This window comes from Actinophytocola oryzae (genome assembly GCF_004364325.1).
Classification (GTDB): domain Bacteria; phylum Actinomycetota; class Actinomycetes; order Mycobacteriales; family Pseudonocardiaceae; genus Actinophytocola; species Actinophytocola oryzae.
In genome coordinates this window covers 97,996-121,714 of the sequence record NZ_SOCP01000025.1, presented here as the reverse complement: position 1 = coordinate 121,714, position 23,719 = coordinate 97,996, and the positions used below count along the sequence as shown (strand labels likewise).

The 23,719-nt window shown below is 70.5% G+C and carries 21 protein-coding genes; 15 read left to right on the top strand and 6 right to left on the bottom strand.

What is annotated here, in order from left to right; genetic code table 11:
- Positions 1-55 precede the first annotated feature (55 nt).
- Entirely contained in the window at positions 56-850 is a 795-nt protein-coding gene (locus tag CLV71_RS42835) for an NmrA family NAD(P)-binding protein (RefSeq protein WP_133908695.1), read from the top strand.
- On the top strand, positions 847-1,227 hold the full coding sequence (locus CLV71_RS42830; protein WP_133908694.1) for a VOC family protein: 381 nt from the start codon (positions 847-849) through the stop codon (positions 1,225-1,227). The genes CLV71_RS42835 and CLV71_RS42830 overlap by 4 nt, the downstream gene beginning before the upstream one ends.
- 10 nt (positions 1,228-1,237) lie before the next feature.
- Here the strand turns inward: CLV71_RS42830 and CLV71_RS48955 are convergent, their stop codons facing one another.
- The 3 genes from CLV71_RS48955 to CLV71_RS48950 form a co-directional block, all read right to left on the bottom strand.
- Positions 1,238-2,188: a glycoside hydrolase family 25 protein gene (locus tag CLV71_RS48955; RefSeq protein ID WP_208298007.1), complete on the bottom strand. Its 951-nt coding sequence runs from the start codon at positions 2,186-2,188 to the stop codon at positions 1,238-1,240.
- A gap of 131 nt (positions 2,189-2,319) precedes the next feature.
- Positions 2,320-3,027: a CAP domain-containing protein gene (locus CLV71_RS42820; protein WP_133908693.1), complete on the bottom strand. Its 708-nt coding sequence runs from the start codon at positions 3,025-3,027 to the stop codon at positions 2,320-2,322.
- Between the two features lie 304 nt (positions 3,028-3,331).
- Complete coding sequence (locus CLV71_RS48950) at positions 3,332-3,748, bottom strand: hypothetical protein (protein ID WP_208298006.1); 417 nt, start codon at positions 3,746-3,748, stop codon at positions 3,332-3,334.
- 147 nt (positions 3,749-3,895) lie between these two features.
- Here CLV71_RS48950 and CLV71_RS42810 point away from each other — a divergent pair, with 147 nt between their 5' ends.
- From CLV71_RS42810 to smc, 4 genes are all read left to right on the top strand, one after another.
- Positions 3,896-4,174, top strand: coding sequence for an acylphosphatase (locus CLV71_RS42810; protein ID WP_133908692.1), 279 nt, complete (start codon positions 3,896-3,898; stop codon positions 4,172-4,174).
- Positions 4,175-4,284: 110 nt separating this feature from the next.
- Positions 4,285-4,803, top strand: a complete 519-nt coding sequence (locus CLV71_RS42805; protein ID WP_133908691.1) for a sigma-70 family RNA polymerase sigma factor — start codon at positions 4,285-4,287, stop codon at positions 4,801-4,803.
- A complete protein-coding gene (locus CLV71_RS42800; protein ID WP_133908690.1) occupies positions 4,800-5,570 on the top strand; it encodes an anti-sigma factor family protein in 771 nt (256 codons plus the stop codon). Before CLV71_RS42805 ends, CLV71_RS42800 begins: the two co-directional genes overlap by 4 nt.
- A gap of 94 nt (positions 5,571-5,664) precedes the next feature.
- The gene (smc, locus tag CLV71_RS42795; RefSeq protein WP_133908689.1) at positions 5,665-9,339 is read left to right on the top strand and encodes a chromosome segregation protein SMC; all 3,675 of its coding nucleotides are present in this window, start codon (positions 5,665-5,667) and stop codon (positions 9,337-9,339) included.
- Between the two features lie 71 nt (positions 9,340-9,410).
- Here smc and CLV71_RS42790 read toward each other — a convergent pair whose 3' ends face one another.
- Positions 9,411-9,893 carry a DUF5336 domain-containing protein gene (locus CLV71_RS42790; protein ID WP_133908688.1) on the bottom strand — a complete coding sequence of 161 codons (483 nt, stop codon included), beginning with the start codon at positions 9,891-9,893 and terminating at the stop codon, positions 9,411-9,413.
- Between the two features lie 213 nt (positions 9,894-10,106).
- On the opposite strand from CLV71_RS42790, the gene CLV71_RS42785 reads away from it, so the two are divergent.
- The gene (locus CLV71_RS42785; protein ID WP_133908687.1) at positions 10,107-11,027 is read left to right on the top strand and encodes a GNAT family N-acetyltransferase; all 921 of its coding nucleotides are present in this window, start codon (positions 10,107-10,109) and stop codon (positions 11,025-11,027) included.
- 26 nt (positions 11,028-11,053) lie between these two features.
- Complete coding sequence (locus tag CLV71_RS42780) at positions 11,054-12,376, top strand: hypothetical protein (RefSeq protein ID WP_133908686.1); 1,323 nt, start codon at positions 11,054-11,056, stop codon at positions 12,374-12,376.
- A 61-nt stretch (positions 12,377-12,437) separates the two neighbouring features.
- Here CLV71_RS42780 and CLV71_RS42775 read toward each other — a convergent pair whose 3' ends face one another.
- Together CLV71_RS42775 and CLV71_RS42770 are read right to left on the bottom strand one after the other, a co-directional pair.
- Positions 12,438-14,066, bottom strand: coding sequence for a sodium:solute symporter (locus CLV71_RS42775; RefSeq protein ID WP_133908685.1), 1,629 nt, complete (start codon positions 14,064-14,066; stop codon positions 12,438-12,440).
- Positions 14,053-15,189: an anhydro-N-acetylmuramic acid kinase gene (locus tag CLV71_RS42770; protein WP_243867337.1), complete on the bottom strand. Its 1,137-nt coding sequence runs from the start codon at positions 15,187-15,189 to the stop codon at positions 14,053-14,055. Before CLV71_RS42770 ends, CLV71_RS42775 begins: the two co-directional genes overlap by 14 nt.
- A gap of 210 nt (positions 15,190-15,399) precedes the next feature.
- On the opposite strand from CLV71_RS42770, the gene ngcE reads away from it, so the two are divergent.
- From ngcE to CLV71_RS42735, 7 genes are all read left to right on the top strand, one after another.
- A complete protein-coding gene (ngcE, locus tag CLV71_RS42765; protein ID WP_133908683.1) occupies positions 15,400-16,821 on the top strand; it encodes an N-acetylglucosamine/diacetylchitobiose ABC transporter substrate-binding protein in 1,422 nt (473 codons plus the stop codon).
- 3 nt (positions 16,822-16,824) lie between these two features.
- A complete protein-coding gene (locus CLV71_RS42760; protein WP_243867336.1) occupies positions 16,825-17,793 on the top strand; it encodes a carbohydrate ABC transporter permease in 969 nt (322 codons plus the stop codon).
- Positions 17,790-18,713: a carbohydrate ABC transporter permease gene (locus CLV71_RS42755; protein ID WP_133908682.1), complete on the top strand. Its 924-nt coding sequence runs from the start codon at positions 17,790-17,792 to the stop codon at positions 18,711-18,713. The genes CLV71_RS42760 and CLV71_RS42755 overlap by 4 nt, the downstream gene beginning before the upstream one ends.
- Before the next feature lie 111 nt (positions 18,714-18,824).
- Positions 18,825-20,168 (top strand): signal recognition particle-docking protein FtsY, encoded by a 1,344-nt coding sequence (ftsY, locus tag CLV71_RS42750; RefSeq protein WP_133908681.1) that lies wholly within the window; start codon positions 18,825-18,827, stop codon positions 20,166-20,168.
- A 14-nt stretch (positions 20,169-20,182) separates the two neighbouring features.
- On the top strand, positions 20,183-20,758 hold the full coding sequence (locus CLV71_RS42745; RefSeq protein WP_133908680.1) for a nitroreductase family protein: 576 nt from the start codon (positions 20,183-20,185) through the stop codon (positions 20,756-20,758).
- A gap of 159 nt (positions 20,759-20,917) precedes the next feature.
- The gene (gene aceB / locus CLV71_RS42740) at positions 20,918-22,486 is read left to right on the top strand and encodes a malate synthase A (protein WP_133908679.1); all 1,569 of its coding nucleotides are present in this window, start codon (positions 20,918-20,920) and stop codon (positions 22,484-22,486) included.
- 2 nt (positions 22,487-22,488) lie between these two features.
- Positions 22,489-23,718, top strand: a complete 1,230-nt coding sequence (locus CLV71_RS42735; protein ID WP_133908678.1) for a DUF6986 family protein — start codon at positions 22,489-22,491, stop codon at positions 23,716-23,718.
- Position 23,719 lies beyond the last annotated feature (1 nt).

The window sequence follows — 23,719 nt, the reverse complement described above, 5'->3', positions numbered from 1 at the left end:
GGCGCCGATCCGCCGTTGACTGGAGGCTGCGGCGGCCATGGCGTTTCGTGGCGGCATGATTCTGGTGACGGGAGCGACCGGCAACGTCGGTCGGCAGGTGGTGGCGCAGCTGTGTGCGGCTGGGGTGCCGGTGCGGGCGCTGGCCCGTGGCGCGGTGGACTTCCCGGACGGGGTGGAGGTGGTGCGCGGCGACCTCCGCGAGCCGCTCGACCTCCGAGGCGTCGACGCGGTCTTCCTCGTGTGGCCCCTGCGTTCGGGCGCCGCGCTGCCCGGCGTGCTCGACGCGGTCGGCGGCAGGCACGTCGTCTTCCTCGGGTCTGGCGGGGTGGCGGACCTCAGCATGGGGCGGCAGGCGGACCTCGTGTCGAGCTGTCCACGGTGGACGATGGTCCGGCCGAGCACCTTCGCCGTCAACGCGCTGTGGTGGGCACGGCAGCTGCGGGCAGGCGACGAGGTCCGGGGCGCGCACGGAGACCTCGCGATGGCGATGCTGCACGAGGCGGACATCGCGGCGGTCGCGGTGCGGTCGCTGCTCGACGGTCGCGTCGGCGAGACGTTCGACCTCACCGGACCCGAGGCGCTGACCCAGGTCGAGCAGGTGCGGATCATCGGCGAGGTGCTCGGCAGGCCGCTGCGGTGGGTCGAGCTGCCGAGGGCGCGGGCACGCACGCAGCTCGTGGCGGACGGACTGCCGGAGTCCTTCGTGGACGTTCTGCTGGACACCTACGCCGTGATGCCGCGCAGGCCTGCCGTCACGGCGACGGTCGAGGACGTGACGGGCACGCCGGCACGGCCCTTCGCGGAGTGGGTGGCAGACCACGCCGAGACGTTCGGCAGGATGCCCGGGTGACCGCGAGCCTGCGGTGTGTCGTCCTCGACTGTGCCGACGACGAGGAGCTGGCGCGTTTCCACGCCGTGCTCCTCGGCGGCGAGGTGAACCGGCCGGACCGGCGGTGGTCGCTCGGCGGCGGCTGGTCGACCCTCCACCTGCCGGGTGGGCTCGTGCTGTGCTTCCAGCGGGTCGCCGACCACCGGCCGCCGCGCTGGCCCGATCCCCGGCACCCCCAGCAGTCGCACCTCGACCTCGGCGTGCCGGACCTCGCCGCCGCTGGGCGGGAGGCGGTGGCGGCAGGCGCCACCGTCCTGGACGACTCGCGGTCGTCGTGGCACACCTACGCCGACCCGGCCGGTCACCCGTTCTGCCTGGTGCGGGAGGCAGCTCGGTGACCGGTGCCGGTCACTGGCTCTTGACGGCCTCGGCCTCCGCGGCGAACCGCAGCGTGTTCAGCCGGGCGGCGAGCCGGTCGACCACGTCCGTGACGAGCCGGTCGTAGTCCAGGTCGACCTTCGCGGGCAGCTCCTCCTCCACGTCGACGCCGAGGACACGCAGGTCGGCGAAGTCGTGGACGGAAGGGTCGCCGCCCTTCTGGCCTATCCAGAACTGGAGACCTTCGAGCTCCTTGGTGTCGGCGACGTGCCGTCGGGTGATGCCGTTACCGACCCAGATGGCGTCGCCGCCCGCCTCGCGGGCCAGAATCAGGCTCTTCATGGGGTCTTCCTCCTCCTGGGAACCGAGCAGTGCGGCGAGCTGTTCGCGAGTGCCGCGGTAGGCGTTCGCGTCGAGGGGTTGGTGCCCGGCGATGCGGGCCGAGCTGGTGAACTGCAGGACGGCGACGTCAAGACCCCCGTAGCCGGTCCAGTAGCTGGCGGGCACGTCGGCCCACTCGTCGGCGATCGAGCCGACGACGTTGTCGGGGTAGCGGCTCGACCACAGGGGTGGCAGGCCCGCCAGCGACGGCGAGCCGATCTGCTGCCAGTACCAGCGCGGGAGGTAGGTCAGCGGCACGACGTAACCGGCGGCGCGGAGCTGGTTGACGACGTCGCGGGTGAGCGCGAGGCTGCCCGAGTTGGCCTCGACGTCCGGGATGACCGGCACGTCGCGGGGCACGACACGCAGCACGTTCGCCACCTGCGCCGCTGCCGAGGCGTTGCTGCGCACGTAGTGGTAGGCGCAGACCAGCAGCCCGGCGTTGCGTGCCTCCGCCAGGTTCGCCCCGAACTCCGCGTCGACGAATGTCGAGCCCTCGGTTGCTTTGATGAATACGAATTCGACACCCTCCCTGCGACATTGCGCGAGGTCGAGTCCAGCGTCTTGGTGGTGGGAGATGTCCAGGCCAAACGTCACCATGTAAGTCTCCTCATACCGGCCGCTTCCGTGACGTAACTACCGTGGTACACGTGTGTTCCGGGGTACCCGCCCGTGCGCGTCGCCATAGCTGTTTTGTCACAGTTTTTTTGTGACGGGGACAACGCGTGGGATCAGAAACCGAAATCCTGCACCCAGTAAAACCCGTCCCGATCCAGGCCGATGCCGATCGTCTTCAGGTCGCAGTTCAGGATGTTCGCCCGGTGGCCGGGAGAGTTCATCCACAGTTCGACCACCTGCGCCGCGGTGTCGGCGCCCTTGGCGATGTTCTCCGCTCCGGGGCTCGCGTAGCCGGCGTTGCGGATCCGCTGGTCGAACGTGACCCCGTCGGGGGTCGTGTGCTCGAAGTAGTCACGCTCGGCCATGTCGGACGCGTGCCCCTGCGCGGCGGCGGTGATGTCGGCGTCGATGGTGAGCGGATCGCACCCGGCCTGCCCGCGCTCGTTGTTGGTGAGGCTGACGACCTGCTCCTGCGCCGAGAGGTCCGGTGCGGGCGGCGCGGGCGGGGGGTCGTCGGTCTCGGCGGGTGGCGGGGCCGGGGCCTCGGTGGTGGTGGTCGTGGCGGGCGGCTGCTGCGTGGTGCTGGTGGGGGAGGTCGGGTCCGAGTCCGAGGACGACGCGCGGGTGGACGTCGTCTCGGGCTGGCGTAATCGGCCACCGGCGGAGTCGGGCCGCTGCGTGCTGGTGCCGTCCAGGCCGAGCAGGCCCTGGTCCGCGCTCGTCTGGTCCGTGTGCCCGGAGAGCAGCGTCGCAGCACCGGCGACGAGCGCCCCCGCGAACACGGCGGTGAGTGCCGGCAGAACAGGTCTTCGCGCACGCATGGCGCGGGAAGTTACCACCAAAGACCGAATTTGATAACGACCGGGTGACGATTGATCTACGGAAACAACCCCGCGTGACCGTGCTCACCTGCGACGAAGGGTACTGAAGGCGTCCTTCGTCACGTCGGGCGTACTGAAGGCGTCCTTCGGTGCATGGGGCGTTACGAAGGCGTCCTTCGGTGCGTACTGACGGCGTCCTCGCCACGCCGGGTGTACTGAAGGCGTCCTTCGTTGCGGTGGGCGTACTGAAGGCGTCCTTCGGTGCACGGGGGGTGTTACGAAGGCGTCCTTCGTGGCACCGGGGCTAGCTGCTCGGCGGCGGGTCATCCGTCGTGGTGGTCGTCGTCGTGGTCGTCGTCGTGGTGGTCGTCTTCGTCGTCGTCGTGGTGGTGCCGGTGTTCGGCGGCGGCTGGTTCGTGGGCTGTGTCTGTTGCGTGGTGGTGGTCGGCTTGGTGCTCGACTTCTTCGTCGTCGTGGTGGTGGTCGTGGTGGACGACCCGGCGGACGACGACTCGGTGGTGGTCGTGGTGGGAGTGGTGCTCAGGGAGGTGCCGCTGCCGTCGGAGGTGGTTTCCTCGTCCTGTACCTGGACCGAGTCCTGGCTGGTCCGCTCCGGCTGCGCGTCGTCGGCGCTCCCGCCTGCCAGCATGGCTACCGTGGCGAAGGCGGTGGACACGACGACACCGGCCACGCCGAGCGCCAGGTACGGCATACGGCGCATGACGCTACCCTCGTCGGAGGGCGGCCCTTCGTCCATCCGGTCATCAGGTCCGAGCATCTCGGCGCCCTCCTACGATCACTCCGCGACCGACCGGTCACAGCGGGGCAAGTTATCACCCTCACCGACTGCTATCTCACGCGAGCGGAAATGTCACCGAACGTACGACTCACCGCATGGGTACACGGCCACGTCCAGGGCGTCGGCTTCCGTTGGTGGACCCGCGGCAGGGCCTCTGAGCTGGGCCTGCAGGGCTACGCGAGCAACCTGCGGGACGGCCGCGTCGAGGTCGTCGCCGAAGGCGCCAGGCCGACCTGCGAGCAGCTGCTCGACCTGCTGAGGGGTGGCGGCACCCCCGGCCGGGTGGACCTCGTCGTCGAACGCTGGTCCGAGGCCAAGGGGAACGTGACGGGGTTCGTGGAGCGCTGAGCGGAGCTTGCGGAGCGAACATCGCTGCTGAGCGGAGCTTGCGGAGCGAACATCGCAGCGACCGCGCGACGCGGTGAACCTTCCTGGGCCTGATCGCGTATGACTGATGCGTGGGGAACACCCCGGAACAGGAAGACGAGCTCATCCGTGAGCTCTACAACCGGTACCGCCGACCGCTCTACGGCTACGTGCTGCGCGCGGTCGGTGGCGACCATCAGTACGCCGAGGACGTCGTGCAGGAGACGCTGCTCAGGGCGTGGCGCAACGCCGACTCCCTTGACCCCGAGCACGCGGGGCCGTGGTTGTACACAGTGGCCCGCAACCTCGTGGTCTCCGGCTACCGGAAGCAGAGCGCGCGGGTGGACGAGGTGCCGATCCTGGAACGGGACTGGGCGCGCCCGATCGACGACTTCGACCGGGTGCTCCAGGGCTGGCAGGTGGCCGAGGCGATGCGGGCGCTGTCGGCCGACCACCGCGCGGTGATCGGCGAGCTGTTCTTCCACCGGCGAACCATCACCGAGACGGCGAAGAAGCTCGGTGTGCCGCCGGGGACCGTCAAGTCGAGATCGTTCTACGCGTTGCGCGCGCTGCGTGACGCCCTTGAGGAGCGGGGGGTGACCGAGCCATGACCTGCCAGCAGACGATGACGCTCGGCGTCTACCTGCTCGGCGCGCTCGACCCGGCGGAGCGGTCGGCGTTCGAGTCGCACCTGGCGTACTGCGCGACCTGTCGCGGCGAACTGGTCCGGCTGGCCCCGCTGCCCGGCCTGCTCAACCAGATCGCGCCGGAGGACTTCGCCGACAGCCTGCCCTCCGCCACCGCGGAGCCGATGGGCGCGGTCGCCACCAGGGCACAGCCCGTCACCGAGCCCGTCCCGTTGCCCCAGCACGTCCCACAGCCACGCGCGGGAGACCAGCACGAGCCGCCCACCCGCCCCGGGAACAAGCCGAACGGCAGGTCAGGGGGTAGGCCGCCGTCGTCAAGACGACTGTGGCGCGTCGCCGCGGTGTTCGTCGCGGTCGTGGCCCTCGCGGCCGGGGGGATCTTCGGCTGGCAGGCGCTGCGGCACTCCACGGACACGACGCAGGCCGACGGTGTCGTCTGGACCGGGAAGTCCGCGGACGGCGCGGCCACCGTCGAGGCACGCCTCATCGACCGCGAGTGGGGCACCGAGTTCCAGATGACCTTCCACGGGATGCCGCCGGACCGCGAGTGCTACCTGGTGGTCTTCGACCACTACGGCAACCGCCAGATCGCGGGCTGGTGGGGCACCGACCACGACGCCAACGACGTGATCCCGGGGTCCGTCTCGATCAGACGCAGCAAGATCGAGCGACTGGAGTTCCTCCTCGACGACAAGAAGACGGTCGCCCTGACCATCGAAGCGCCGGGCTGAGCTGCGACAACCGGCCGCGTCCCGCGACCACCAGCACCTCCCGGGTACCCTCGAACGGATTAGTGGCGCAATCGGCTTCCTGAGAGGTCCCAGCGTGCATTTGAAGAGCCTGACGCTCAAGGGCTTCAAGTCGTTCGCCTCGGCGACCACCCTGCGTTTCGAGCCGGGCATCACCTGCGTCGTCGGGCCCAACGGCTCCGGCAAGTCCAACGTCCTGGACGGCCTGCGCTGGGTCATGGGCACACAGGGCGCGAAGGACCTGCGCGGCGGCAAGATGGAGGACGTCATCTTCGCCGGCACCGCGGGCCGCGCCCCGCTCGGCCGTGCCGAGGTCAGCCTCACCATCGACAACTCCGACGGCGCGCTGCCCATCGAGTACACCGAGGTCTCGATCACCCGCCGCATGTTCCGCGACGGCGCCAGCGAGTACGAGATCAACGGCAACACCTGCCGGCTCATGGACATCCAGGAGCTGCTCAGCGACTCCGGCATCGGCCGGGAGATGCACGTCATCGTCGGTCAGGGCCAGCTCTCGCAGATCCTCGAGTCCAAGCCCGAGGAGCGCCGCGCCTTCATCGAGGAGGCCGCGGGCGTACTCAAGCACCGCAAGCGCAAGGAGAAGGCGCTGCGGAAGCTCGACGCGATGCAGGCCAACCTCACCCGCCTCACCGACCTGACCGCCGAGCTGCGCCGCCAGCTCAAGCCGCTCGGCAAGCAGGCCGAGATCGCCCGCAGGGCCCAGGCCGTGCAGGCCGACCTGCGCGACGCCCGGCTGCGTGTGCACGCCGACGACCTGGTCACCCAGCGCACGCAGATCGCCAGGGAGCAGGCCGACGAGGCCGCCGCCCGCGCACGCAGGCACGACGTCGAGCAGCACCTCGAGGTCGCCGACGCCAGGCAGTCGGAGCTGGAGGACCAGCTCGCCGTCGACCAGCCGCGCCTGGCCGCCGCGCAGGACACCTGGTACCGGCTCTCCGCGCTGGAGGAGCGGCTGCGCGGCACCGTGCGGCTGGCCGTCGAGCGCGAGCGGCACATGTCCGCCGCCGTCGAGACGCAGTCGGGCGGCATGGACCCCGACGAGCTGGAGGCGGAGGCCGAGGAGACGGCCATCCGCGAGGCCGAGCTGGGCGAGCACGTCGAGGTGGCCCGTGGGCTCCTCGGTGACACGGCCGAGCGGCGTGCCGAGCTGGAACAGCAGGTCCAGGCCGCGGAGAAGGCCCACCTCGCGGCCGTCCGCGCGGTCGCCGACCGCAGGGAGGGCCTCGCACGCCTGGCAGGCCAGGTCGAGGCACTGCGCAGCAAGACCAACGCGACGGCCGAGGAGATCGACCGGCTGTCCACCAACCTCCTCGAGGCGACCGAGCGCGCCGAGGCCGCCGCGGTCGAGCTGGCCGAGGCCCAGGAGGAGACCGGGATCGAGGACTCCGACGACGCGGGCCTCGCGGACCGGCACGAGCGGGCCAAGGAGGCGCAGAAGGCGGCGCAGGCCCGGGTCGAGGAGCTGGTCCGCGCCGAGCGGACCGCGGAGAAGGACATAGCCTCGTGGAAGGCCCGCGTCGACGCGCTGTCGATGGGTCTGCACCGCAAGGACGGCGCGGGTGTGCTGCTGGCCGCGGGCGACCGGCTGCCCGGGCTGCTCGGCTCGGTCGCGGCGCTGCTGACCGTCGAGCCGGGTAACGAGGCCGCCCTGGCCGCCGCGCTGGGGCCGGTCGCGGACGCCGTCGCGGTGGCCTCCGGTGACGACGCGGTCGCCGCACTGGAGCTGCTGCGTGGCTCCGACGCGGGCCGCGCGGGCATCGTGGTCGGCGGCTACGGCCACGTCGACAGGTCCGGCTGGCCGTCCCTGCCCCCCGGCACGCGCTGGGCCGTCGACCTGGTCCGCGCCCCCGAGACGCTCCGGCCCGCCGTCGCACAGGCGCTGGACCGGGTCGCGGTCGCCGAGTCGCTGCCCATCGCCCGCATGCTGGTGGACGCCCACCCGTCGGTGCGAGCGGTCACCAACCAGGGTGACGTCCTCGGCGCGCACTGGGCGGTCGGCGGCACGTCCCGCGTGCAGAGCGTCATCGAGGTGCAGGCCGCGGTCGACGAGGCCAACGAGAAGCTGGCCGCCGCCGAGACCGCCGCTCAGCGGGCCTCAGCCGCGCTCGCGGGGGCCAAGGCCGAGCAGCAGGCACGCCAGGCCGACACGCAGGCAGCGGCCGAGGCACGCAACGAGGGCAAGGTCCGTGCCGCCCGGTCGGCAGAGCGGCTGTCGAGGATGCAGCAGGCCGTCCGGTCCGCGCAGGCCGAGGCCGAGCGTGTCCAGACCCAGCGCACCCGCGTCGAGCAGGCCCGCGAGGAGAGCCTCGCGAAGCTCGCCGAGCTGGAGGAGCGCCTGGTCGTCGCCGAGGACGAGACCGTCCTGGAGGACGAGCCGGACACCGCGGAGCGCGACGAGGCGACCGCCGAGCTGGCCACCGCGCGCCAGCAGGAGATGGACGCCAGGCTGTCACTGCGGACGGCCGAGGAGCGCCACCGCGCGCTCTACGGCAAGGCCGAGGAGCTGCGCCGCGCGGCCCGCGCCGAGCGGGAGGCCCGCGAGCGGGCACAGCGTGCGATGGCCAAGCGGGCGTACGGCGCGGCCGTGGCGCGGGCCGTCGTCGAGAACGGCGAGCTGGCGCTGGAGCGGATCACGGTGTCGCTGCAGGCCGCCGCGAGCGAGCGGGACGCCGTGCAGGCACAGCGGTACGACCGGGAGCGGATGCTGCAGGAGGTCCGCAACCGGGTCCGCGAGCTGTCCACCGAGCTGGAGAAACTGACCGACGCCGTGCACCGCGACGAGGTGCTGCGTGCCGAGCAGCGGCTGCGGCTCGAGCAGCTCGAGTCGCGGATCGCGGAGACCTTCGGCATCGGCCTCGACGACCTGGTCAACGAGTACGGCCCCGACGTCCCGGTGCCGCCGAGCCCGGGCGAGATGGCCGAGTACGAGGCGGCCAAGGAGCGCGGTGAGCTGGTCAGCGAGCCGCAGTCCATGCCGTTCGACCGGCCCGCACAGGAGCGGCGGGCCAAGCGGGCCGAGCGCGACCTGACGCTTCTCGGCAAGGTCAACCCGCTCGCCCTGGAGGAGTTCGCGGCGCTGGAGGAGCGGTACAGGTTCCTGTCGACGCAGCTGGAGGACCTCAAGGCGACCCGGCGCGACCTGCTGACCGTGGTCAAGGAGGTCGACGACAAGATCCTCGAGGTGTTCACGTCCGCGTACGAGGACGTGGCCCGCGAGTTCGAGACCGTCTTCTCGACGCTGTTCCCCGGCGGCGAGGGCCGGATGATCCTCACCGAGCCCGACGACATGCTGACCACCGGCGTCGACGTCGAGGCCCGCCCGCCGGGCAAGAAGATCAAGCGGCTGTCACTGCTGTCCGGTGGCGAGAAGTCGCTGGTCGCGGTGGGCATGCTGGTCGCGATCTTCCGGGCCCGCCCCTCGCCCTTCTACGTGATGGACGAGGTGGAGGCGGCCCTGGACGACGTGAACATGCGTCGCCTGATCGGCCTGCTCCAGGAGCTGCGGGCGAACTCGCAGCTGATCATCATCACCCACCAGAAGCCGACCATGGACATCGCGGACGCCCTCTACGGCGTCAGCATGCGTGGTGACGGCATCACGCAGGTGATCTCGCAGCGCATGCGTGGCGCCGACGAGCCGCAGGCCACAGCCGCGCAGCTCGAGGCCGCGCAGCCCGACGCGGAGCAGGTCCGACCGGAGGCGCCCGAGCCCGCGCCCGCGCCGTCCTGACCGGGCCGGAACGTGCCGAAGGGCACCCACGGGACGTCGATGTCCCGGGATGCCCTCCAGAGCGTGAGCCGTCAGGCGACGGTCGGGTTCTGCCCGTAACCGGTGACCGGTTTCGGGGCCGCGCGGAATGTCAGCACGGCGGCGACCGTGGAGACGATGCCGAGGAGCAGGCCGACGATCAGGCCGAACCCGGCTCCGGACTCGAAGCCCGAGTCGCCGAGCACGCCGAGGTCACCGAGGCCACCGTCGTCCGGCAGCGTCAGCCAGCGGAGGAGGATGAACACGGTGGCCACCGCCGCGAGGACCAGCCAGATCAGCGGCAGGCGATCGACCTTCGTGCCGAAGTGCGGCGCGAGGACGAGGCCGCCGGCGGCCATGAGCAGCAGTACCGAGAACCAGGCCAGGAAGCCGGTGTTCCACGCGCTCAGGCTCTCGCCGAAGCCCGCGTAGCTGACCGAGTACCACGGAAAGAAACTGACGATGAACGCGAGCGCACCGGCACCTACGCCTGCCCACTCCAGCGGAGTGACGCGCTTGAGGTCGAATTCAGCCATCGAGCATGGCCTTTCTGCAGATATTGGAAGAGAACGGAGATTACCGGCGTGCCGGCCCGTGGCCAAGTATCGGCTGGTCACGGTGTTGTTGCGGGTGTCCCAACAGGACCACACCCAGTAGGGCACCGGACACTGCCCCAAGGGGCGGTAATCCATTCGCGCCGGACCCCGCTCACGGATGAGGATTCGGTCATGTACGACGTAAGGAATGCGATGCCGGTTGATCTTGATGCCGTGATCGCACTGGTCGCACGGCTACAACGGGAGCCCGCGCACCAGATCGGCTTCCACGGCGAGACGGAGGACGAGGTCGCCGAGGAGCTGGCCGAGCTCGCCCCCGACTGGGCGGGCAACGCGGTGGTGGCCGTCGACGGCAACGGCAGGGTGCGCGGTGTGCTGTCCGTCGAGGTGGAGGGCAGGCGGGCCTACCTGTACGGCCCGTTCGTGGACGTGCCCGCCAACCACCCGGCCGCTGGTCACGTGTGGCAGGCCACGGCCGACGCGATGCTCACGCACGCACTCGGACTGCCCCGCCTGTCCGGTGTCCGCAGCCTCGACCTGTTCGGCCACCGGGGCAACCGCCTGCTCGCCGACTTCGCCGCCCGCCACGACGCGCCCGTCCGCATGACGACCAGGTGTTTCACGCTCACCGCCGCGCCACTGCGCAGCCTGCTCGTCCGCGGCCCCGGCCAGGACGACCGCGCGACCCTCCTGCCCGCCGACCCGGCGGTCCGCGACGCGGTGGCCGCCCTGCACGACCGATGTTTCCCCGACGCACCGACGACCGGTGCGGACCTCGTGACCGGCGAACGGCACACGGTGGTGGTGCTACTCGGTGAACGCGGCCTGCTCGGCTACGCGGCCGGGTACACGCAGGCCGAGGAGTACTACGTGGACGTGGTCGGCGTCGACGAGGACGCCAGGTCGTGCGGGGTGGGCAGGACCGTGGTGCGGCGGCTGCTCGCCGAGCTGGCCGCACGGGGCGGGGTCCGGGACCGGGCGGCCGCGATGATCAGGGACGGGAACGAGGCGTCGGAGCGGATGTTCACCAAGCTCGGCTTCGCGGCACGGGCGGAGCTCGTCAACTACCAGGCCGACCTCACGGCGCCGACGATGCACCGCCCGGCCGTGTGACGGGGGCCGCGGGTAGGTTGCCGCGCATGACGGTCGAGCAGGGCAGCGACTCCGGTGACGAGATCGAGGACTTCGAGGACCTCGACGATCTCGATGACTTCGAGGGTTACGAGGACCTCGTCGAGGCACTCGGCCTGCCGGAGCGCCTGCCTCCGGTGTGGCTGCCGCCGCTGTCCGAGCTGGCCGCCGCGGCGCGGGAGAGCCTGCTGCTCAAGCGGGTCGGCGAGCTGGTCGCGTGGGTCGGGGAGCGCAGGGAGCTGACCGAGGAGGGCGACCTCGTCGAGGCCGACGCGGCGCAGGCCGCGGAGATGCTCGGCGTCTCGGCGACCGAGCTGCTCGTGTGCTGGGAGACGGCCATCGCCACCGACCTCGTGATGCCGTCGGAGGACGGGACGGCGGACGCGAACCCCGACCTGTGGCCGACGGGTGACGACGAGGAGGACATCGGCACCTGGGCGTTCGGGTTCACGCAGGTGCTGCAGAGCCTCGCCATCGAGGCCGAGCTGGCGGGTGAGCAGTTGCTGACGTTCGAGGGCGCGGGGGCGCTCGTGCTGCCGCTGTTCCTCGCTCGGGAGCACGGCGAGCAGATCGACGAGCTGCGCCAGATGGCCCACGAGATGGAGACCGAGGACCTCCCGGACGACTCGGCGTGGCACGCGTGGGTCGCCGAGCACGGCGACCCGGTCACCACGCTGCTCGCCCGCCTCGTCGAGCACGGCGCCGTCGAGGTCGACGAGACGACCGTCCGGCTGACCCCGCTCGGCATGCTGGTCATGCGCGAGGAACTGGTCGACGGTGGCGTGGACGTCCCCCTGCTGCCGCCACCGGCCGAGATGACCGCCGCCGACCTGCTGACGGTCGTCGGCGGCCGCACCGGCGAGGAGCTGACCGAGCTGGCCGACACCTGGCTCGACGGCCGCGACAAGCCGGCCGCCGAGCTGCTGGCCGCCGCGGCGGAGGCCGACCCGGCAGGCCGCTACTACGCGTGGTCGATCCTGGGGCGGCTCCAGGACGTCCCCTGGCCGACGGTCCTGGACGACCCGGCGCTTCGCCCGTACGCGAAGTCCGCGCTCGGCGAGGACCTCGACCCCGCGGACGCGGCCTGGCGGATGCTGGACGCGATCACGGCGAGCGCCAACATCCTCGGCGAGCTGAACCCGGCCGCGGTGGAGATCGTCTGCGCGGAAGTGCTTCCGGCGGGTCGCGAGGAGGAGACGCTGACCGACGCGTGGCGCCTGCCCCACCCGGCGGTCTTCGAGGTGCTGACCCTCGTCGGTGGCCACCACCCGGACAAGAAGCTGGCGAAGGTGGCCCGCACGGCCGCGCACAAGGCCCAGTCCGCGGGCTGACCCTTCAGCGGACGCTCCGCAAGCTCGGCTCAGTGTCGATGGTTCGCTCCGCAAGCTCCGCTCAGGCGGCCTTCGCGGTGGTCACCTCAGCCGTGTCCGGTAGCGGGGTCCGTGGGTGGCGCAGCGACAGGAGGCCACCCACCAGGAGCGTCACCAGGACGCCCAGCGGCGTGTACCACCAGCTAGTCAGCGTGCGGACGCCCTCGGCAGGCACCGCCGAGGAGAAGTCGATCCTGATGGACGTCCACTCCGCCCTGCCGTTGGCGACGACGTCGGCGGCCGCGGACGGGCCGACGAACTTCACGCCGAGGATCACGAACGTCATGACCGCCACCGTGGCCACGAACGCGACCAGCCCGTCCACCTGGTTGGCCCGGCGGAACAGCAGCCCGAGCAGGAACGCTCCCAGCAGCGCGCCGTAGGTGTAGCCCGTGATGCCGAGCGCCTGCACGACGATCGGGTCCGCCGTGGTCGAGTTGGCCGTCGCGAACAAGCCGGCGCAGATGATCAGCAGCCCGGCCCACACGACCGTCCAGATCCGGCCGAGCCGCAGGCGCTGGTCGTCGGTCAGCTCGCGGCGGGAGATCCGCTCGTACACGTCCGTCACCGTCGCCGAGGCCAGCGCGCCGAGTGACGACGACAGCGCCGCCGCGAGGATACCTGCGATCACGAAGCCCGAGAGCCCCGACGGCAGCTCCGTCACGATGTAGTGCGCGAACAGCTCGTCCTTGTTGGCCAGCCCCAGCCCGCCTGCCGACGTCGGGTCCGCGGGCACCGCGGCCTCGTAGAACGCCCACATCAGCACGCCGATGAACAGGAAGAACGCGAACTGCAGGAACACGACCACGCCGGAGGCCACGAGTGCCTTCCTCGCCGCACGCAGGTCCCGCGTCGACATCAGCCGCTGCACGATCAGCTGGTCGACGCCGTGTGAGGCCATCGCGAGCATCGTGCCGCCGAGGAACGCGGCCAGGAACGGGTAGCCGCCGGTCAGCGGGTTGGACGAGAAGTCGAACAGCTGGAACTTCGACGCGTCGACGGCGTCGCCGAACCACCCCGACGGCACGGCGTTGAGCAGCGCGATCACCACGACCACGCCACCGAGCACGTACCAGAGCATCTGGATGGCGTCGACCCACACGACCGCGCGCACCCCACCCACGAACGTGTAGAACACCATCGCGATGCCGAGCACGAGCACGATCACCCAGTACGAGGCGTTCACCCCGTAGGTGGCCAGGACCACCTTGATGGGGATCGCCGTCGCGAAGAGGCGGATACCGTCCGCGAGCAGGCGGGTGAACTGGAACGTCACCGACGCGGTCGCCCGCATGCCGTCGCCGTACCGTTTGCCGAGGAACGCGTACGCCGTGACCAGGTCACCGACGAAGTAGCGCGGCAGCAGCACGAACGACACGATGACCCGGCCGACGATGTAGCCGAGCGCCAGCGTCAGGTAGGTCATCCCGCCCGCCGACGGCGGCGCCACATAGGCGACCACCGGCACGGACAGCACGGTCAGCGTCGAGGTCTCCGCGGAGACGACCGACAGGCACACCACCCACCAGGAGATCTTCTTCTCGCTGACGAAGTAGTCGGTCGAGGACTTCTGCCGCCCGCCGATCAGGACGCCGAGCAGCGGCATCCCGACCAGGAACAGCACGATGATCGCGACGTCAAGCGCTCGCACGGGAACCTCCCCTTTCCGTGACCACCCGCAGCCTGTTGACCTCGGTCGTCGCGGGTGCCGGCAACCGCAGCGGGCCGGCGCCCGGGGTGACGCTGCCGAGCAGCCGGGTCGTGGCAGGCACCCCCGCCCAGGTAAGGAACCCGAGCAGCGCCGTCAGATACGCCTCCTTGGCGCCGGCGGGCAGCCCGAGCTCGTCGCTCGTCATCAGTGAGGCCGGCGCCAGGCGCTGTTTCAACGCGGCCATGAGCGTCGGGTTGCGGGTGCCGCCGCCGGACGCGATCACGCTCGTCACGCCGTGGGCGTGGCACGCCCGTGCGACCGTCACCGCGGTCAGCTCCACCAGCGTGGCGAGCAGGTCGTCGCCGGCGACGTGACCGACCTCGGCCATCGCGGCCGCGAGGTGCTCGTGGTTGAAGTGCTCCTTGCCGGTCGACTTCGGGGGTTCCAGTGTGTAGTAGGGGTCGGCGAGCAGCACCTCGAGCAGCTCCTGGTCGACCGAGCCCTGCGCGGCGAGGTCGCCGTCGACGTCCTGCTGCCACACGCCGTTCGAGATCAGCCGCGCCGCCGCGTCCAGCAACGCGTTGCCGGGACCGGTGTCGTACGCGACCGCCGGGCGGCCCGGCTCGACGACGGTGATGTTGGCGATCCCGCCGAGGTTCAGCGCGGCCGTGATGCCGGGCTGGTCGGACAGCCACAGCCGGTCGAGCACGATCGCGAGCGGCGCGCCGTGCCCGCCGGCCGTGATGTCCCTGGCCCTCAGGTCCGACACCACGGGCAGCCCGGTCGCCTCGGCGAGCCACGCGGGCTGACCGAGCTGGAGCGTGCCGAGCGCCCGGTCGCCGTCGACCCAGTGGTAGACGGTCTGACCCAGTGAGGCCACGAGATCCGCCCGTCCGTCCGCGATCGTCGCGAGGGCGTGGCCCGCAGCGGCGGCGAACGCCTGCCCGACGGCGGTGTCCAGCCTGCACATCTGCTCGGCGGTGGTCGTCCTTGGCGGTAACACGTCGAGCAGCGCGGCCCGCAGGCCCGCCGGGTAGGGGAGCTCGACGTGCCCGACGGGCACGAGCTCGATGACGTCACCGTTCAGCGCCAGATCGGCGACGGCCACGTCGACGCCGTCCATGGACGTTCCGGACAGAAGCCCGATCACCCGCGAAGCACTCACAACGTAAGTGGCTATATGGACAGCGTCGGACCTCGCAAGACGACACGTTAGTTCTTAACCAAATTGATGTTCAGAGTGGTTGAGTGTTGGCGGTTGACGGTATAGACCTTGGCGATACTGTGTCTCCCCATCGAGGGCAGGGACGGCTGGACAGCAGGAGGAGCGAGCATGACCAGTTTTTCGGCCGATTGGAGCAGGAGGAAGTTCCTGCGAGGGGCACTTGCCACCGGCGCGCTCGCGTTGCCGGGAACGGGTGTCCTAGCCGGGTGCGCCACCTCGGGTGGCGGCCAGGAGCAGTCGGCGGGGGCGAAGACCGACAAGAACCCGCTGGGCGTGCCGGAGGACAAGCCGCTGGAGGTCTACATCTTCAACGGCGGCTTCGGTGACTCCTACGCCACGGGCGTCCACGAGCCGATGTACAAGAAGGCGTACCCGAAGGCCGAGGTCAACCACAAGGCCGAGGTCGACATCAAGGGCGCGCTCCAGTCCCGTTTCGTGGCGGGCAACCCGCCGGACTTCGTGAACGACTCCGGCGACGGCCAGATCCCGCTGGGCGAGCTGGTGGCCAACGGCCAGCTCTACGACCTCAGCGACCTGTACGACGCCCCGAGCTGGGACGACCCGGGCAAGAAGGTCCGCGACACGATGGTCGCGGGTGCGGTCGAGCAGGGCAGCTTCGACGGCAAGCCGTTCGTCATGCAGATGGCGCTGACCGTCTACGGCATCTGGTACAACCAGGCGCTGTTCGACGAGCACGGCTGGAAGGCCCCCACGACGTGGGACGAGATGATGGACCTGTGCGCCGACATCAAGGCCGCGGGCATCGCCCCGTGGACCTACCAGGGCATCCACGCCCGCTACATGTCCTGGCCGCTGATCACGATGGCCGCGAAGCTCGCCGGTGACCAGGTCCTCGTCGACATCGACAACCTGAAGGAAGGTTGCTTCGACAACGACGCGATCAAGGAGTCCGCGAACGCCCTGCAGAGCCTGAAGACCAAGGGCTACATCCTCGACGGCACCGAGGGCATGGACCACATCCAGGCACAGGGCCAGTGGAGTGCGGGCAAGGCCGCGTTCGTCCCCTGTGGATCGTGGCTGGAGAACGAGCAGAAGGACGTCACGCCCGAGGGCTTCAAGATGGCCGTGATGGCCGAGCCGGTGCTGTCCAAGGACTCGAAGATGTCCAAGGGCGCGCTGCGGGCACAGGCCGGTGAGCCCTACGTCGTACCCGCGCAGGCCAAGAACCCGCGCGGTGGTCTCGAGTACATGCGGATCATGCTCTCCAAGGAGGGCGCCAAGGGCTTCGTCAAGGAGGTCTCGAGCCTCACGGTCGTGCAGGGCTCCGCGGACGGCGTCGAGCTGCCCCCTGGCCTGAGCTCGGCGAAGAAGGCCGTCGACGGCGCGGGCAAGGACGTCCTGTTCTGGAACTACCAGAACTGGTACGGCAAGCTGTGGAACCCGGCGATCAACACCTGCCTCTCCAACCTGATGTCCGGCCGTGCGTCGGTCAACGAGTTCGTGGCCCAGGCCGAGGCCGAGGTCAAGAAGATCCGCGACGACGCGTCTGTCAAGAAGTACAAGCGGTAAGCAGTGGCGGAGCGAGCGGCACGCGGGCGGGTCTCGAAACCGGGGCCCGCCCTGCAGCACGGCAAGTACCTGTTCATCGTCGTCTTCCTGGTGTTCCCGGTGGGGATCTACGGGCTGTTCACGGTCTCGCCGTACCTCCAGGCGATCTTCATCTCGCTGACCGACTGGACGGGCCTGACGGCCTCGCAGAAGTTCGTCGGCCTGGACAACTACGTGCGGCTGTTCAACGACGACCAGTTCCTGGTGGCGTTGAGGAACAACGCGATCCTCCTGGTCATCGTCCCTGCGGTCACCGTGCTGCTCGGGCTGTTCTTCGCGTCGATGCTCAACATCGGCAAGCGCGGCAGATCCGGCGTCGAGGGCGTGCGGGGGTCGTCGATCTACAAGATCGTGTACTTCTTCCCGCAGGTGCTCTCGGTCGCCATCGTCGGCGTGCTGTTCAAGTACGTCTTCGCGCCGACCCAGGCAGGCGGGATCCTCAACAGCTTCCTGCGGGGGATCGGCCTCGGTTCGCTGACCAAGTCGTGGCTGGGCGAGCCGGACTTCGCGCTCTGGTGCGTGGTCGTCGTGATGATCTGGTTCTTCGTCGGGTTCTACGTGGTGCTGTTCTCGGCGGCGATGCAGTCCATCCCGAAGGAGATCTACGAGGCGGCGTTGCTGGACGGTGCCACCAGGTACACCACGTTCCTGCGCGTCACGCTGCCGCTGGTGTGGGACACCGTGCAGGTCGGCTGGGTGTACATGGCGATCCAGGCCATGGACGCGTTCGCGCTGGTGCACGTCATGCTCGGCATCAGCGGCGGTCCGGCGCAGGCCGGTGACGTGATGGGCCTGTCGATGTACCGCAGCGCCTTCAACGACTACCGGTTCGGCTACGCCTCGGCCATCGGGGTCGTGCTGCTGATCCTGACGCTGCTGGTGGCGCTGGTCTTCCTGCGGCTGGCCAGGCGGGAGCGAGTGGAGTTCTCATGACGACGACCATCGAACGACCGGTCGCCCCGGCACCCGCGCCACGCCGCCGGTCACCGGGTGTCGGCGCCGGTGCCGGGGCGCTGAACCTGCTCAACGGCACGTTCCTGCTCATCTGGGGCCTGCTGACGACACTGCCGCTGCTGTGGGCGATCGTGTCGTCGTTCAAGACGAACAGGGAGTTCCTGGCCAGCCCGTGGGGCTTCCCGACGGTGGCGCGGCTGGAGAACTTCGCCCGCGCGTGGACGACCGCCAACATCGGGCAGTACTTCCTCAACAGCGTCATCGTCGTGGTGATCTCGGTGCCGCTGACGATGCTGCTGGGCGCGATGGCGGCGTACGTGTTGTCCAGGTACCAGTTCCCCGGCAACCGGGTCATCTACTTCGGCTTCGTCGGCGGGCTGATCTTCCCGGTGTTCCTGGCGCTGGTGCCGCTGTTCTTCGTGGTGCGCAACCTGGCCAACGCACCTGTCGTGGGTGGTCTCCTCGGGCTGAACAGCTACCTGTCGCTGTCGCTGGTGTACGTCGCGTTCTCGATGCCGTTCACGGTGTTCTTCCTGACCGCGTTCTTCCGCACCCAGCCGACGTCCATAGCGGAGGCGGCCATCATCGACGGCTGTTCCCACTTCGGGTTGTTCTTCCGGGTGATGCTGCCGATGGCGAAGCCCGGGCTGATCAGCATCGGGCTGTTCAACGTGCTGGGCCACTGGAACCAGTACGTGCTGCCGGTGGTCCTGATGAACGAGCCGAACCGCAAGGTGCTCGCACAGGGCCTGGCGGCGCTCGCGATCAACCAGGGCTACCGAGGCGACTGGACGGCGTTGTTCGCCGGCCTGGTGATCGCCCTGCTGCCGGTGCTGATCGTGTACATCCTGTTCCAGAAGCAGGTACAGGCGGGCCTGACGGCAGGCGTGCTGAAGTAGCTGACCGTACTGAAGGACTCCTTCCTGACGCTGGGCGTTACGAAGGAGTCCTTCAGTGCTTTCGACGGGGCGTTTCGTACGGCCGTCGGTGCGTGATGCGAGGATGGCGGCGTGTCGAGCACCGTGATCGTGATCCTCGTCGTCGTTGTCGTGTTACTCGCGCTCGCCGTCGTGGCGGGCGTGATGCTCCGACGGCGGCGGCGCATCGACCTGTCCGAGAAGCAGGCGGTCGAGGAGAAGCCGAAGGGCTACCAGGCAGGCGGTGGCATCAGCCTGGCACCGGGCGGCCGCCGCACCGAGGACGAACCGACACCGGTACTCGACCGGCCGGGCACCGTCCCCGCCGAGCCCTCCCTGATCGACGAGGTCGCGGGCACCGAACACCTCGGCAAGGACTTCGAGCCCGAGACGGTGGTCGAGGAGGCCCCCGACCCGTCCCAGCCGGTCCTCCACCGCCCCGGCACCGTCCCGGCCGAACCCACGCTCATCGACGAGCTGACGGAACCGCAGGTCGAGGAGATCGAGCCGACGTCCGGCAGGCTCGAGCGGCTCCGGGGCCGCCTGTCCCGCTCCCGCTCGACCTTCGGCCAGGGCCTGCTCGGCCTGCTCGGCGCCGGCGACCTCGACGAGGACTCCTGGACCGAGGTCGAGGACACCCTCCTGCTCGCCGACCTCGGCGCGGCCACCACGACCGAGATCGTCGACCGCCTGCGTGACGAGCTGGTCAGCCGCAAGGTCCGCACCCCGGACGAGGCCCGGGCGCTGCTCCGCGAGGTCCTCGTCGACGCGCTGCACCCGAACATGGACCGGTCCGTCCGCGCCCTCCCGCACGAGGCCGACGGCACGAGACTGCCCGCCGTCGTGCTGGTCGCGGGCGTCAACGGCACCGGCAAGACCACCACCACCGGCAAGCTCGCCCGCGTGCTCGTGGCCGACGGCCGCACGGTGCTGCTGGGCGCGGCCGACACGTTCCGCGCCGCGGCCGTCGAGCAGCTCGCCACCTGGGGTGAGCGCGTCGGCGCCGAGGTCGTGCGCGGCAGGGACAACGCCGACCCGGCGGCCGTCGCGTTCGACTCGGTCAAACGGGGCGTCGAGACCGGTGTGGACGCGGTCCTGGTCGACACGGCAGGCCGCCTGCACACCAAGACCGGCCTGATGGACGAGCTGGGCAAGGTCAAGCGGGTCGTCGAGAAGCTGACCAAGGTCGACGAGGTCCTCCTGGTCCTCGACGCCACCACCGGCCAGAACGGGCTCACCCAGGCGCGGGTGTTCTCCGAGGTCGTCGACGTCACCGGCATCGTGCTCACCAAGCTCGACGGCACGGCCAAGGGCGGCATCGTCTTCCAGGTGCAGCGCGAGCTGGGCGTGCCGGTCAAGCTCGTCGGCCTCGGCGAGGGCGCGGACGATCTCGCCCCGTTCGAGCCGACCGCCTTCGTCGACGCGCTGCTCGACTGACAGGGGAGACACCAGTGGAGTTCCAGGACGTCGTCCGCAGGCGCCGCATGGTCCGCCGCTTCCACGCGGACCGGCCGGTGCCGAAGGAGTCGCTCGACCGGATCCTGCACAACGCGACTCGCGGCCCGTCCGCGGGCTTCTCGCAGGGCCAGGCGTTCCTCGTGCTGGAGGGCGAGGACCTCGCCAGGTTCTGGGAGCTGCGCCCGCACGAGAACGGCGTCTCGACCGCGCCGCTGCTGATCGTCCCCTTCTCGGCCAAGCACGTGTACCTGGACCGCTACGCCCAGCCCGACAAGGGCTGGACCGACCGCGACGAGGCCCGCTGGCCCGTGCCGTTCTGGCACATCGACACCGGCATGGCCACGCTGCTGATCCTGCAGACCGTCGTCGACGAGGGCCTCGGCGCCCTGTACTTCGGCATCGTGCCGGAGGACGTCCAGCCGTTCCGCGACCTCTACGGCGTCCCCGCCGAGTACGAGCCCATCGGCGCCGTCGCCATCGGCTACGCCGACGAGCCGGAACAGTCCGGCTCGCCCCGCACCCGCGCCCGCCGCCCCACCGACGAGGTCGTCCACCGCGGCCGCTGGTGACTCGCTGGGTGCCTGGTGACTCGCTGGGTGCACTGAAGGGAGCCTTCCTTACGCTGAGCGTTACGAAGGAGTCCTTCAGTGCACGGCCGCGGTCGTCGCCCTCCCCGTGTGGCGGACGAGGCCGTGCGCGGCGACCCGTCGTGCTCCTAGGGTGTAGTCATGGTCGACATCCAGGTGCCCGGCGGTCCGGTCGAGCGAAGCGCGGAGATACTCACCCCCGAGGCGTTGGAGTTCCTCGCCGGGCTGCATGAGCGGTTCGCGAGCCGCCGCGACGAACTGGTCGCCGCGCGCGCGGGCCGGCGTGCCGAGGCCTCGCGGACCGGCAGGCTCGACTTCCTCCCCGACACCCGCGACGTGCGGGAAGGCGACTGGCGGGTGGCGGGCGCGCCGGAGGACCTGAAGGACCGGCGCGTCGAGATCACCGGGCCGACCGAGCGCAAGATGGCCATCAACGCCCTCAACTCCGGCGCCAGGATCTGGCTGGCCGACCTGGAGGACGCCAACACCCCGCACTGGGAGAACGTCGTCGGCGGCCAGGTCAACCTCGCCGACGCGGTCCGCGGCACCATCGGGTTCACCTCGCCGGAGGGCAAGGAGTACACCCTCAAACCGGACATCCGGCACGCCACGATCGTCATGCGCCCCCGGGGCTGGCACCTCGACGAACGCCACATCACCTTCGACGGCAGGCCGGCCGTCGGCGCGCTCGTCGACTTCGGGCTGTACTTCTTCCACAACGCGCAGGCCCTGCTGGACAGGGGGAGCGGCCCGTACTTCTACCTCCCCAAGATGGAGAGCCACCTCGAGGCCCGCCTGTGGAACGACGTCTTCACCCACGCGGAGAAGACCCTGGGCATCGCCCACGGCACCGTCCGCGCCACGGTCCTCATCGAGACGATCCCGGCCGCCTTCGAGATGGACGAGATCCTCTACGAGCTGCGTGAGCACGCCTCCGGCCTCAACGCGGGCCGCTGGGACTACCTGTTCAGCATCATCAAGTACTTCCGCGACGCGGGCGCCGACTTCGTGCTGCCCGACCGCAACGACGTCACCATGACCGCGCCGTTCATGCGTGCCTACACCGAGCTGCTCGTCCGCACCTGCCACCGGCGCGGCGCGTTCGCCATGGGCGGCATGGCCGCGTTCATCCCCAACCGCCGCGACCCCGAGGTCACCGAGAAGGCACTCGCCAAGGTCCACGACGACAAGCGGCGCGAGGCGGGCGACGGCTTCGACGGCTCCTGGGTCGCGCACCCCGACCTCGTGTCGATCTGCGACGAGGAGTTCACGGCCGTCCTCGGCGACCGGCCCAACCAGCTCGACAAGCTCCGCGAGGACGTGGCGGTCACCGCCGACCAGCTGCTCGACGTCAAGTCAACGCCGGGCGCCGCCACGGCCGCGGGCCTGCGTGCGGCCGTCGACGTCGGCGTCCGCTACCTCGCGTCGTGGCTCGGCGGCAACGGCGCGGCGGCCATCCATAACCTCATGGAGGACGCGGCGACCGCGGAGATCTCGCGGTCGCAGGTCTGGCAGTGGGTGCGCAACGAGGTCGAGCTCGACACCGGCGCGACCGTCACCGCCGACCTCGTGCGCGAGCAGCTCGCCGACGTCCGGCGCGATCTCGACGGCACCCCGCACCTCGACGTCGCGTGCGAGCTGTTCGAGCAGGTCGCGCTGGCCGAAGAGTACCCCGACTTCCTGACGCTGCCCGCCTACGAGCGGATCTGAGGGTGCGGACCTCCCTGGACGCCGCGGCGCTCGCGGGGTTCGCGGACCGACTGTCCCGTGTGGACGCCGAGCGTGGCGCCCGGTATCCGGGGGACGCGGGCGGGCGCCAGCCGGTGCACACGTGTTACGTGCCTGCCGACGCCGTCAGCGAGGGTCTGCCGGTCCAGTGGGGGGCCGCCGCACTCGCGGCGCTGGAGGAGTACGCGCCGGGCCCGCTCGCGTTCGCGGAGGTGCTCGGCCTGTCCCCGGCGCTCGTGGAACGGGTGCACGAGAAGGTCGTCGCGAAGCTCGCCACCGAGCCGGTCGAGGACCTGCGGATCGACTTCGAGGACGGCTACGGCCGTCAGCCGGACGCGACGGAGGACGCCGACGCCGTGCGCTGCGCGGGCCTGGCGGGCGTCCTCGGCGTGCCCTGGGTCGGCCTGCGGTTCAAGTCGTTCGAGCAGTTCGACCGCGGCGCCCGCACGCTCGACCTGTTCCTGACCAACCTCACGGCGCTGCCGGACGGCCTGAACCTCACCTTCCCGAAGGTCACCGACGTCGAGCAGGTGAGTGTGCTGTGCGAGCTGCTCCACCTGCTGGAGGAGCGCCTCGACCTGCCCTCGGGACGGCTGCGGTTCGAGATCCAGATCGAGACCACGCAGTCCATCGTGGACGCGACGGGTTCCTTCGCCGTCCCGAAGCTCGTCGCGGCGGGCCGGGGCCGGGTCAGCGGCCTGCACTTCGGCACCTACGACTACACCGCCGCGTGCGGGCTGTCGGCGGGGGAGCAGCACCTCGCGCACGCGGCCTGTGACTTCGCGAGGCACGCCATGCAGGTCGGCGCCGCGGGCACCGGGGTGCGGCTGTCCGACGGCTCGACGAACAGGCTGCCGGTCGGCGACCGGCACGCCGTGCACGAGGCGTGGCGCGAGCACTTCCGCCTGACGCTGCGGTCGCTCGAGCACGGCTTCTACCAGGGCTGGGACCTGCACCCGGCGCAGCTCGTCACCCGCTACGCCGCGAACTACGCCTTCTACCTCGGCAGCGCGGAGGCGGACGCCCAGCGCCTGCGTGACTACGTCGACAAGGCGGACGCGGGCGTGCTCGACGAGCCCGCGACGGCGCAAGCGCTTGCCATGTCGATGAAACGGGCGGTGGACTGCGGTGCGCTGACGTCGGCCGACGTGGCGGGCCTGTGTGGACTGACCGCGATGGACCTGGACAGGCTGGCCCGGCGGGAGACCCTCTGAC

Excerpts from the sequence above, each read along its gene's own strand:
- CLV71_RS42835 (WP_133908695.1), top strand. The coding sequence starts at position 56 with ATGATTCTGGTGACGGGAGCGACCGGCAACGTCGGTCGGCAGGTGGTG.
- CLV71_RS48955 (WP_208298007.1), bottom strand. The coding sequence starts at position 2,188 with ATGGTGACGTTTGGCCTGGACATCTCCCACCACCAAGACGCTGGACTC.
- CLV71_RS42820 (WP_133908693.1), bottom strand. The coding sequence starts at position 3,027 with ATGCGTGCGCGAAGACCTGTTCTGCCGGCACTCACCGCCGTGTTCGCG.
- CLV71_RS48950 (WP_208298006.1), bottom strand. The coding sequence starts at position 3,748 with ATGCGCCGTATGCCGTACCTGGCGCTCGGCGTGGCCGGTGTCGTCGTG.
- CLV71_RS42810 (WP_133908692.1), top strand. The coding sequence starts at position 3,896 with ATGTCACCGAACGTACGACTCACCGCATGGGTACACGGCCACGTCCAG.
- CLV71_RS42800 (WP_133908690.1), top strand. The coding sequence starts at position 4,800 with ATGACCTGCCAGCAGACGATGACGCTCGGCGTCTACCTGCTCGGCGCG.
- CLV71_RS42790 (WP_133908688.1), bottom strand. The coding sequence starts at position 9,893 with ATGGCTGAATTCGACCTCAAGCGCGTCACTCCGCTGGAGTGGGCAGGC.
- CLV71_RS42785 (WP_133908687.1), top strand. The coding sequence starts at position 10,107 with ATGCCGGTTGATCTTGATGCCGTGATCGCACTGGTCGCACGGCTACAA.
- CLV71_RS42780 (WP_133908686.1), top strand. The coding sequence starts at position 11,054 with ATGACGGTCGAGCAGGGCAGCGACTCCGGTGACGAGATCGAGGACTTC.
- CLV71_RS42770 (WP_243867337.1), bottom strand. The coding sequence starts at position 15,189 with ATGGACGGCGTCGACGTGGCCGTCGCCGATCTGGCGCTGAACGGTGAC.
- ngcE (WP_133908683.1), top strand. The coding sequence starts at position 15,400 with ATGACCAGTTTTTCGGCCGATTGGAGCAGGAGGAAGTTCCTGCGAGGG.
- CLV71_RS42755 (WP_133908682.1), top strand. The coding sequence starts at position 17,790 with ATGACGACGACCATCGAACGACCGGTCGCCCCGGCACCCGCGCCACGC.
- aceB (WP_133908679.1), top strand. The coding sequence starts at position 20,918 with ATGGTCGACATCCAGGTGCCCGGCGGTCCGGTCGAGCGAAGCGCGGAG.